Annotated in this window: 11 protein-coding genes and 1 pseudogene; 10 read left to right on the top strand and 2 right to left on the bottom strand. The window is 61.4% G+C overall.

Annotated features, from left to right (window positions below):
* Both H7C86_RS34095 and H7C86_RS34090 read left to right on the top strand, forming a co-directional pair.
* A partial coding sequence (locus H7C86_RS34095; protein ID WP_182263212.1) for a CBS domain-containing protein occupies nucleotides 1–319 on the top strand: 319 nt, incomplete at its 5' end.
* Between the two features lie 43 nt (nucleotides 320–362).
* Complete coding sequence (locus tag H7C86_RS34090; RefSeq protein WP_047270656.1) at nucleotides 363–1,985, top strand: Nramp family divalent metal transporter; 1,623 nt, start codon at nucleotides 363–365, stop codon at nucleotides 1,983–1,985.
* 63 nt (nucleotides 1,986–2,048) lie between these two features.
* Here the strand turns inward: H7C86_RS34090 and H7C86_RS34085 are convergent.
* A pseudogene (locus H7C86_RS34085) lies at nucleotides 2,049–2,312 on the bottom strand (cytochrome b); the annotation flags it as partial.
* Between the two features lie 201 nt (nucleotides 2,313–2,513).
* On the opposite strand from H7C86_RS34085, the gene H7C86_RS37710 reads away from it, so the two are divergent.
* Genes H7C86_RS37710 through H7C86_RS34075 form a run of 3 tightly spaced genes read left to right on the top strand, consistent with a single transcriptional unit; the run spans nucleotide 2,514 to nucleotide 3,230 of the window.
* Nucleotides 2,514–2,645, top strand: coding sequence for a MerR family DNA-binding transcriptional regulator (locus H7C86_RS37710; RefSeq protein ID WP_223304459.1), 132 nt, complete (start codon nucleotides 2,514–2,516; stop codon nucleotides 2,643–2,645).
* Nucleotides 2,635–2,925 carry a MerR family DNA-binding protein gene (locus H7C86_RS34080; protein ID WP_223304461.1) on the top strand — a complete coding sequence of 97 codons (291 nt, stop codon included), beginning with the start codon at nucleotides 2,635–2,637 and terminating at the stop codon, nucleotides 2,923–2,925. Before H7C86_RS37710 ends, H7C86_RS34080 begins: the two co-directional genes overlap by 11 nt.
* Nucleotides 2,922–3,230 carry a hypothetical protein gene (locus tag H7C86_RS34075; protein ID WP_047270607.1) on the top strand — a complete coding sequence of 103 codons (309 nt, stop codon included), beginning with the start codon at nucleotides 2,922–2,924 and terminating at the stop codon, nucleotides 3,228–3,230. The genes H7C86_RS34080 and H7C86_RS34075 overlap by 4 nt, the downstream gene beginning before the upstream one ends.
* Before the next feature lie 136 nt (nucleotides 3,231–3,366).
* Here H7C86_RS34075 and H7C86_RS34070 read toward each other — a convergent pair whose 3' ends face one another.
* Nucleotides 3,367–3,630, bottom strand: coding sequence for a DUF4229 domain-containing protein (locus tag H7C86_RS34070; protein WP_080961187.1), 264 nt, complete (start codon nucleotides 3,628–3,630; stop codon nucleotides 3,367–3,369).
* A 230-nt stretch (nucleotides 3,631–3,860) separates the two neighbouring features.
* Between H7C86_RS34070 and H7C86_RS34065 the strand changes: the two genes are divergently transcribed.
* Genes H7C86_RS34065 through lnt form a run of 5 tightly spaced genes read left to right on the top strand, consistent with a single transcriptional unit; the run spans nucleotide 3,861 to nucleotide 9,175 of the window.
* Nucleotides 3,861–4,502 carry a TlpA disulfide reductase family protein gene (locus H7C86_RS34065; RefSeq protein ID WP_047270605.1) on the top strand — a complete coding sequence of 214 codons (642 nt, stop codon included), beginning with the start codon at nucleotides 3,861–3,863 and terminating at the stop codon, nucleotides 4,500–4,502.
* A gap of 26 nt (nucleotides 4,503–4,528) precedes the next feature.
* On the top strand, nucleotides 4,529–5,143 hold the full coding sequence (locus tag H7C86_RS34060; protein WP_047270604.1) for a TlpA disulfide reductase family protein: 615 nt from the start codon (nucleotides 4,529–4,531) through the stop codon (nucleotides 5,141–5,143).
* A complete protein-coding gene (locus H7C86_RS34055; RefSeq protein WP_047270602.1) occupies nucleotides 5,140–5,949 on the top strand; it encodes a cytochrome c biogenesis CcdA family protein in 810 nt (269 codons plus the stop codon). Before H7C86_RS34060 ends, H7C86_RS34055 begins: the two co-directional genes overlap by 4 nt.
* Nucleotides 5,946–7,577: a cytochrome c biogenesis protein ResB gene (locus H7C86_RS34050; protein WP_054827427.1), complete on the top strand. Its 1,632-nt coding sequence runs from the start codon at nucleotides 5,946–5,948 to the stop codon at nucleotides 7,575–7,577. The genes H7C86_RS34055 and H7C86_RS34050 overlap by 4 nt, the downstream gene beginning before the upstream one ends.
* On the top strand, nucleotides 7,574–9,175 hold the full coding sequence (gene lnt / locus H7C86_RS34045; RefSeq protein ID WP_182263211.1) for an apolipoprotein N-acyltransferase: 1,602 nt from the start codon (nucleotides 7,574–7,576) through the stop codon (nucleotides 9,173–9,175). Before H7C86_RS34050 ends, lnt begins: the two co-directional genes overlap by 4 nt.
* Nucleotides 9,176–9,191: the final 16 nt, after the last annotated feature.

Here is a 9,191-nt window from a genome sequence, read left to right as displayed (position 1 = left end):
CATAAGGATTACCTTCCCAAGAAAGAAGGTGCGCATCAAACCCGGGACGATTCACACCGACCCTGTGCGCGTGACCCCCGTGGCGGACCTAACCGAGGTGGCGGTGCTGATGGCCGACTATAACCTCGCGACGATCCCAGTCGTCGACGATGCCGACCACGTCGTCGGCGTGGTCACCGTCGACGATGTCCTCGAGGCCTCCATCCCCGACGACTGGCGACGGCGAGAACCTGCACCGAGGCCCATCGTCGAGCGCGCCACCGACCACCCTACGACCAACACCACCTCCACAGATCCAGGCGGTGATGACCGTGGCTGAACCCGAGATCACCGACGCCACCCCGGCACATACGCCTGTCGGTATGCCTGAACCGCGACCGTCCGCAGTCCTCGATTCCGCGCACCTCGGCGACATCGAGGGGGCGCTCGGAAGAATCAGTTTGTCCGACAAGGAATCTCGCCGCACTTTCAAGGCTCGGATGCTGACCATGTTGGCGATCGTCGGGCCTGGCCTCATCGTCATGGTCGGTGACAACGACGCCGGCGGTGTTGCCACCTACGCGCAGGCCGGCCAGAACTACGGGTACTCGCTGCTTTGGGTGTTGCTATTGTTGATTCCAGTGCTGATCGTCAACCAGGAGATGGTTGTCCGACTCGGGGCGGTGACCGGGGTGGGGCATGCCCGGCTGATAAACGAGCGCTTCGGCCGCGGGTGGGGCTGGTTCTCGGTCGGCGATCTGTTCGTATTGAACTTCCTGACCATCGTCGCCGAGTTCATCGGAGTTTCACTGGCCGCCAGCTACTTCGGCGTCTCACGGTACATCGTCGTGCCGACCGCTGCGGTCGCGTTGATCGCGATCATGGCCACCGGCAGCTTCCGCCGCTGGGAACGTGCGATGTTCGTCTTCATCGCCGTCACGGCGGTACAGATCCCGATGCTGCTGCTCTCACACCCAGACTGGGGTCGCGCTGCCCGAGACTTCGCGATTCCGGGCGTCCGAGGCGGGATCACCTCGGACGCGGTGTTGTTGATTATCGCAATCGTCGGCACCACTGTCGCGCCGTGGCAACTGTTCTTCCAACAGTCCAACATCATCGACAAACGGATCACCCCGCGGTTCATCAGCTACGAACGAGCCGACACCGTCCTCGGGGCGCTGGTCGTCGTCGCCGGCGCAGCGGCATTGATGATGACCGCCGACTACGCCGCCCGCTCAACTGGCAGTGTCGGAGAATTCGTGGACGCCGGCGACATCGCGCGCCTACTCAGCGCGAATGGTTCCGTCCTCGGCCCGATCTTCGCGATCGTGCTTCTCGACGCCTCGATCATCGGTGCCGCTGCGGTCACTCTGTCGACCAGCTACGCCTTCGGTGACGTGTTCGGGATCAGCCACTCGCTACACCGAGGGTTCAAGGAGGCCAAACCCTTCTACCTCTCATACGGTGCCATGGTCCTCCTTGCCGCGGGGATCGTGCTGATCCCCGGCGCACCGCTTGGACTGATCACTACCGCCGTGCAGGCTCTTGCCGGACTGCTCCTGCCCAGCGCGAGCGTGTTCCTGTTGCTGCTGTGCAACGACCGGCAAGTACTCGGACCCTGGATTAATCCGCGCTGGCTCAACCTCGTCGCCGGGCTGATCGTCGCGGTCCTGCTGATGCTCTCGGGAATCCTCATGGCCACCACCGTTTTTCCCGACCTCAACGTGGTGACCGCCTCAATATACCTAGGGATAGCGTTGGTCGTCGCTGGCATCGTCGCAACAGTTGGCGTGCGGTGGCTCGACCGGCGCCGCGGCGTAGTCACCGCTCTGCCCCCTGACGTCGGGCGAGAGGCAAAGATGCAGTGGCGGATGCCGCCGCTGACGCTGCTCGAACCGGTCGTGTGGTCCTCCGGAACGAAACTGGGCATGCTGGCCTTGCGGGGCTACCTCGTCATCGGCGCGATACTTCTCGTGGTCAAGGCTATTCAACTCGGCAGCCGATAGGATGCCGAGCCGCAGCCAAATGAGAGTGCGAGTACCAGCAGCTCGGGAGTCACCACCACGCGGGATGCCGGTCTCGATGCCGTGCTCGAGAACCTCACGGTCGCTGCGCCGCAGACCCAGGCAGAACCGGTAGGTGACGAAGAACGCGATCGGGGGGCAGCAGCACCATGCCGATTCGGCCGATCCACATCATCGCGTTCAGCGAGATGTTGAACTTGTACGCAATGATGTCGTTGACGCAGGGGATCGTCAGACCAGGTAGAACGCGATGACCATCGCGCCGATCGCGGTGCGGACCGGAACGTCCCGCGGACGCTGCAGCAGGTTTGCCTGCGTGCGGTGGTAGTCGGAGATTCAGCACCGATCGCAGGGCTCGCGGGTTCGGATGCTGCGCTTCCTCGTCGTGGTCGTGGTACTGATGGCCGACTATAAACTCGCGACAATCCCAGTCGTCGGCGTGGTCACCGTCGACGATGTCCTGCCGCCGGGCAGAACAACTTGACTCCGTAGCCGGGTACAGGGTTCACAATGGCAACATGCGTAGCAGTGAACTGGCCACCCTCACGGGTGAATGTGCAGACGTTGCGGTACTACGAACGGCGCGGACTCCTGCAGCAGCCTCCACGATCCGCCTCGGGATACCGCTCATATCCGGGATGAGGCGGTCGAGATTATCCGGTTCGTCAAACGCACCCAGGAACACGGCTTCAGCCTCGAGGAGATCAACGAACTTCTCCACCTCTACGGTGGCGGACCGGACGATTGCGACGCAGCGCGGAGACTCGCCCAGAAGAAGATCGCCGAGCTCGACGAAAAGATCCGAGATCTGCAATGCATGCGGGCCTCATTGACCGAATTCGCTTCCACCTGTGCACTACCGCGAGCTGACCGGCACTGCCCCATGCTCCAGACATTGCACACCGACGAAGGAACACCATGATTCAACTCGAAATTTTGCAAGTCCTGGACTGCCCCAACGTGCCGCTCCTCGAACAACGAATCGAGCAAGCTCTCGCGGGTGTATCGATCGAATGGGAACTGCGCCACCTGGTCATCGAGGATTCCCAATCAGCAGCACTCGCGGGTATGGCCGGGTCTCCGACGTTGCTCGTCGACGGCCACGATCCCTTAGCCGAGTCAAATCAGATCCCGAGCGTGTCCTGCAGGCTCTATCGCGATGCCGCGGGCGCTGTCGACGGCGCTCCTACTGTGTCGGCGCTGAGGAGAGCATTCGGAATGGATTGACCAACGTGGACAGTCGTTGACTGCTGCTCCGAATTCGGCTTCGGCAGCAGCGATCGCCGCGACCTAGCCCCTTCCCGGGTGACACCGGGGGATGAAGGAGGCTTCATCTATGCCGGCGTGGCCGCGGGAAACTTCTTCACGCGGTGCGCGACGCGCGACGCCTCTCATCTACGACCATCACCTCGTCGTTGATCCGGCGTCGCAACGATCGGAATGCGATCGCAGAGATGGCGAATCCGAGCAGCAAGGCCCCGAACAGTGACAAAGCGCCGGGGATTTCGAGGTCGAATACGGCGTTGATTCCCATGACGATCACTGCGAGCCCAGCGATCAGGGCGAGTCGAGCTGCGGTGTAGTACACCATCAATCGCACAAGCTTCGACCGTGCGATTCGTGTCATTCGCGTCGGCGGCCCTTGATGTGAATCCAGTGCTGGAATTTCGGGGCGGGCCGACGAGCTGGGACGACCCTCCGGGGCGGATTGACGTTTCACAGTGCTCGATTCAATAGTTGGACTCGGGCCCCTGCCGCTGCTGAGCGAGGGCCGGTGGAAGAACCAATATAGCTACTATGCACAATAGTAGTTCAGTGTTGTTCCCCGATTCGCCGCACCATACTTGGAGGAAGTGTATGCAGGCACGGTCGCGATGGCTCATGTTCTTCTTGGCCGTGATCGCCCTCCTTGTCGTGGCAATCTGGCCTCGATCCGAACCAACCGAATCCCACTCCCCAACCCGACCGCAAATGCCCCCGGCCGCATCCCAAGACGACGGCGAAGCTCTCGACCCGAGCTTCACATCTGCGACCGCAGCAGCGAAGGTTTCCTGCCCTGCGGCCCCGGCGGCACCGCCCGTGAACGGAAAACTCCGGGGAATCAAAGCGACGTGTCTTGGCGAGAGCACTGAAGTCGACCTCGGCGCAGCGCTGTCCGGGGAACCCACCTTGATCAATCTCTGGGCTTCGTGGTGTGGGCCGTGTCGATCGGAGATCCCGGTTCTGAACGATTACGCAGGCAGCCCCGGCGCCATCCGTGTGGTCGGCGTCAATGTCCAGGACGACATGTCAGCAGCACTAGCACTTCTCACGGACGCCGGCGTGCGCTATCCCTCGTTCGCCGCCATCGACGACGTCGGAATTGCACTGTCGGCGCCGCCAGTTCTGCCGCTGAGCTTCCTCGTCCAACGTGACGGGTCCGTCGACCAGGTCACAGCCCCCATGGTTTTCGAAAACACGGACCAAATACGCTCCGCCGTAAGTGAGTTGATGAAATGACAGTCCCCACACCCACGCGACAACGGATGCACCGCACCCCCCGAGCGCATGCCCATCCCCTCTCACTCATTGCTATCCTCACCGCGGTGGTCGTCGCCGCAAGTGGGTGCGCGAGCGGTACCGACGCGGTCGCTTCGGGTGCGAACTTCGATTTCGTCTCGCCTGGGGGGCAAACCGATATCTTGTACGACCCACCCGAGTCGCGAAATAGAATCGGCGCATTGGCCGGGCCTGACCTTATGACCGACGGTAACGATATCTCACTGACTGACTACGCAGATCAGATCGTCGTGATCAATCTGTGGGGACAATGGTGCGCCCCATGCCGCTCCGAGGCCGACGATCTCGAACGCGCCTACGAAGCAACCAAAGACCTCGGCGTTCAGTTTCTCGGGATCAATGTTCGAGATCCTCAACGTGACAAAGCTCAGGACTTCGTCGTCGACAACAACGTGAGCTACCCCTCGATCTACGACCCGTCGATGAGGACCTTGATAGCGCTCGGCGGAAACTATCCGACGAGCGTGATTCCCTCCACGTTGGTGTTGGATCGTCAGCATCGCGTCGCCGCAGTGTTCCTTCGTGCACTTCTCACTGAGGATCTACAGCCTGTCATCGAGCGTGTGGCGGCCGAACGGTGAACGACTTTGCCCAAGGCATCGGGTCCAGCTTCCAGACCGCCGCCTCGAGCGGTCCGTTGCTGCTCGCCGTAGCGGCGTGCGTTTTGGCCGGTCTGGTCTCTTTCGCCTCACCGTGCGTGGTGCCACTGGTTCCCGGATACCTGTCGTATCTAGCCGGCATTTCCGGAGCTGATTCTCCGGCGGTGACCCCTGAAGACGCGACCACGAGACCCGCAGCAGGCAGATGGCGGGTGACAGGCGCGGCAACGATGTTCGTCGCGGGATTCACGGTGGTGTTCGTTTTCGCCACCGCATCGGTATTCGGCGTGATCAGCACCCTGCGCATCAACGAAGCGCTGCTCCAACGTGTGGGCGGGGTGATCACCATCGTGATGGGGTTGACATTCATCGGCCTTATTCCTGCCCTGCAGAAAGACGCACGATTCGCGCCGCGACGAATCTCCTCCCTTGCCGGCGCACCTTTGTTGGGGGGCGTGTTCGCGTTGGGCTGGACACCATGTCTCGGCCCCACTCTCGCAGGGGTTCTTTCGGTGGCGGCCGGAACTCAAGGCACGACGGCAGCGCGCGGGGTGCTGCTGATCGTCGCCTACTGTCTAGGACTTGGATTACCGTTTATCGTGCTGGCGTTCGGGTCGGTGAAAGCGCTCCGAGGCGTCGGATGGCTCAAACGCCATTCACGAACGATTCAGATCGTCGGCGGAATAATGCTCGTCGCTGTCGGTCTGGCACTGGTCACCGGTGTGTGGGGCGTGTTCATCGGCTGGTTGCGCAACGAGTTTGTCAGTTCGGTCGTGTTGCCGATATGACAGAGAGTGTCCCCACGGGAGCTCGCATCCGTCGCCTCCCGAGACTGATTATCCGAGAAAGCATTCGAATGCTGCGCCAGTACTGGCGCAGATTGACGTCGATGAGTACCGCGCTCGTGCTCCTGTTCCTCTTGGCGCTGGCAGCACTCCCCGGAGCAATGCTGCCTCAGCGAAATCTCAACGTGCAGAAAGTGTCCCAGTACATTGCGGCCCAACCAACCCTTGGCCCACTGTTCGACAAGCTGGAGTTGTTCGACGTCTTTTCCAGTTTCTGGTTCACCGCAATCTACGTTCTCCTGTTTCTCTCTCTCATCGGCTGCCTGTTTCCACGCTTGCGGGCGCATCTCGGCGCACTCAGGAGCCAGCCTGTGCGGGCACCTCGGAATCTGTCCCGGTTGCCGCACCATTTCCGCGGCGAGGTAGATATCTCTCACGACGAGGCCTTGACGAGAGTGCGCCGGTCTCTCAAGGGTTGGCGCATCGCAGTCAATCCCGAAAATGATTCCGGAGTATCGGTTTCGGCGGAGAAGGGATATCTGCGCGAGGCCGGGAATCTGGTTTTCCACTTCTCGTTGATCGGGTTGCTCGTCACCGTCGCCATCGGCAAGCTGGTGGGGTACGAGGGTTCGGTCATCGTCATTGCCGACGGTGGTCCTGGATTCTGCAACACCTCACCCGCTGTGTACGACTCATTTCGCGCTGGAAGTGCAACTGACGGAACTGGTCTCGCACCGTTCTGCATCAAGGTCAACGATTTTTCCGCGGACTATCTCGATACTGGTCAGGCCGAAATGTTCACCTCCAACATCTCATACCAGAGCGGGCAGGACATCGCGACCAATACGTGGAAGGACTACCGTCTTCGAGTCAACGAACCGTTGCGTACCGATGGCGCCCGCGTCTATCTGACCGGCCACGGGTACGCGCCGCAGTTCACCGTCACTTTCCCCGATGGCCAGTCCCGTACCGAGACAATGCAGTTTCAACCGGACGACGCGGTGACGTTTCTCAGCAGTGGGGCGTTGCGTTTCGATCCACCCGGCGGTTCGTTCCCCGATCCGAACGAGCGCCGGAAGAATCAGATTGCCATCGAGGGACTCTTCGCGCCGACCGCGGCCTTCAGTGGGACGCTCCTGACTTCGTCGTTTCCCGACGCACGTGATCCTGCGGTCGCGATCGACATCTACAAGGGCGATACGGGTCTGGATACCGGCATTCCGCAATCGATCTTCTCGTTGAATACGGAGATGATCAACCAAGGAAGGCTGGTCAAACAAGATCGTGTGAACCTTCGACCGGGAGAGACGCGGACTCTCTCTGACGGAACACAGGTTCGGTTCGACGGGGCCAAGGAATTCGCCAATCTACAGGTGTCGTACGACCCTGCGCAACAGTGGGTTCTCGTCTTTGCGATCACGATGATGCTCGGACTTCTGACCTCGCTCGTGATCAGGAGGCGGCGCGTGTGGATCCGTTTACGCCCGGGGGCAGCACCGGAGCAGGTCGATCTCGAACTCGGAGGCCTCGCGAGGACCGATCATGCAGGGTGGGGCGGCGAATTCGACGATCTTTGTGAGAAATTGTGGACGGACCAGCACAGTTCTCCTTCTACGGGAGCGGGCCTGTGAGGGTCCCTTCGTCCGAACGTGCACTCACTGCCGACGGTGAACTCGATGCATGCCTGAAGAGTGGTCGCCCCAAACGGCTTTACGGTGGGAACGCTTTGCGTCTCGCGCTTTCGGTGGGCGCTGGGTGGCTGCTATTTCTCAGTTTTCCGCCGCGCACGCTGTGGTTTCTGGCCCCTGTCGCCATCGCCCTGCTGACCGCCGTTCTCCAGGGTCGCAGTCTCCGTGCGGGTTTCGGATTCGGCTATGCCGCGGGACTGGGATTCTTCGTTCCCTTGCTGCCGTGGGTCGGAGCGTATGTCGGTGCAACGCCTTGGTTGGCGTTGGCGGCGATTGAAGCGCTCGCGTTCGGCGTGTTCGGCGTACTGGCAGTGGCCGTCGGTCGCGCTCCCCTTTCCCCGGTGTGGATTGCGGGTGCATGGGTCACCGCCGAAGCACTTCGTAGCCGAATTCCGTTCGGCGGTTTCCCGTGGGGGCGTTTGGCCTTCGGGCAGGCGGACAGTCCGCTGCTGCCGTTGGCTTCGATCGCAGGGGCGCCAGGTCTTTCCTTCGTGACTGCACTGACCGGAACTCTCATCGCCTGGTCACTGGCCGGACCCTCCCGTGTTCGATGGCAAGCATTGGCGAAGGGTGGCGTTGCCGTCGTCCTCATCTTTGTGAGTGCATTGGTGACAAGTTCTCCCGGTGCCGCCCCTGACGAGGTCGTCACTGCTGCCGTCGTTCAGGGCAACGTGCCGCGACTCGGCCTCGATTTCAACGCCCAACGCCGAGCGGTGCTCGATAATCATGTTGCCCGCACCGAGCAGCTCGCTGCCGATGTCGCGGCGGGTCGCGCAGCCCGGCCACGGCTTGTTATCTGGCCCGAAAATGCTTCGGATATAGATCCTTTGGTGAATCGGGATGCGGCAGAGCGACTGGACCGAGCAGCCCGTTCGATCAGGGCACCAATCCTGGTCGGTACGGTTCTCGTAGGTGAAGCGAGCACATCGATCAACAGTGTCATGGTGTGGGATCCCACGGATGGCCCTGGCCAGCAACACATCAAACGACAACTCGTGCCGTTCGGGGAGTACCTGCCGCTCCGACCGATCATTCGTGCAGTGTCGTCGTACGCCGATTCTGCGGGCAATTTCGTTGCCGGGAATGGGAACGGTGTCGTCGACCTCAACGGAGTTCAGGTAGCTGTTGCCACGTGTTACGAGGTGGCCTTCGACGATCTGGTGACCGAGTCGGTCCAGGCGGGAGCCACCGTCATCGCGGTTCCCACCAACAATGCGACCTTCGGCCGGACGGAGATGACCTTTCAGCAATTGGCCATGTCGCGGGTGCGGGCAGTCGAGCACGGTCGCACTGTGTTGATCGCCGCGACCAGCGGTGTCAGTGCGATCATCACGCCGACGGGAGAGGTACGCCAACAGAGCGAGATCTTCACAGCACAGGCATTGACCGACGAGATCGCCCTGCGTTCCGATCTCACACCGGCAACACGTCTGGGCGCGGTTCCCGAGATCGCCCTGGCGGTGATCGTCCTTTCTCTCGCTGCCGCATCTCTCTTCGGGGGCGCGTACCGCTTCTGTCTCGGCAGAAGAACGAAACCATGAATTACTATGATTGATA

The sequence above is a fragment of the Rhodococcus sp. UFZ-B548 genome (assembly GCF_903819475.1).
Classification (GTDB): Bacteria; Actinomycetota; Actinomycetes; order Mycobacteriales; family Mycobacteriaceae; genus Rhodococcus_F; species Rhodococcus_F erythropolis.
Note: the sequence above shows the minus strand (reverse complement) of the source record. Positions and strands in the feature narration are given on the sequence as shown.

Coding starts and splice junctions, on each gene's coding strand:
- H7C86_RS34090 (WP_047270656.1), top strand. CDS start 363: ATGCCTGAACCGCGACCGTCCGCAGTCCTCGATTCCGCGCACCTCGGC.
- H7C86_RS37710 (WP_223304459.1), top strand. CDS start 2,514: ATGGCAACATGCGTAGCAGTGAACTGGCCACCCTCACGGGTGAATGTG.
- H7C86_RS34075 (WP_047270607.1), top strand. CDS start 2,922: ATGATTCAACTCGAAATTTTGCAAGTCCTGGACTGCCCCAACGTGCCG.
- H7C86_RS34070 (WP_080961187.1), bottom strand. CDS start 3,630: ATGACACGAATCGCACGGTCGAAGCTTGTGCGATTGATGGTGTACTAC.
- H7C86_RS34065 (WP_047270605.1), top strand. CDS start 3,861: ATGCAGGCACGGTCGCGATGGCTCATGTTCTTCTTGGCCGTGATCGCC.
- H7C86_RS34060 (WP_047270604.1), top strand. CDS start 4,529: ATGCACCGCACCCCCCGAGCGCATGCCCATCCCCTCTCACTCATTGCT.
- H7C86_RS34050 (WP_054827427.1), top strand. CDS start 5,946: ATGACAGAGAGTGTCCCCACGGGAGCTCGCATCCGTCGCCTCCCGAGA.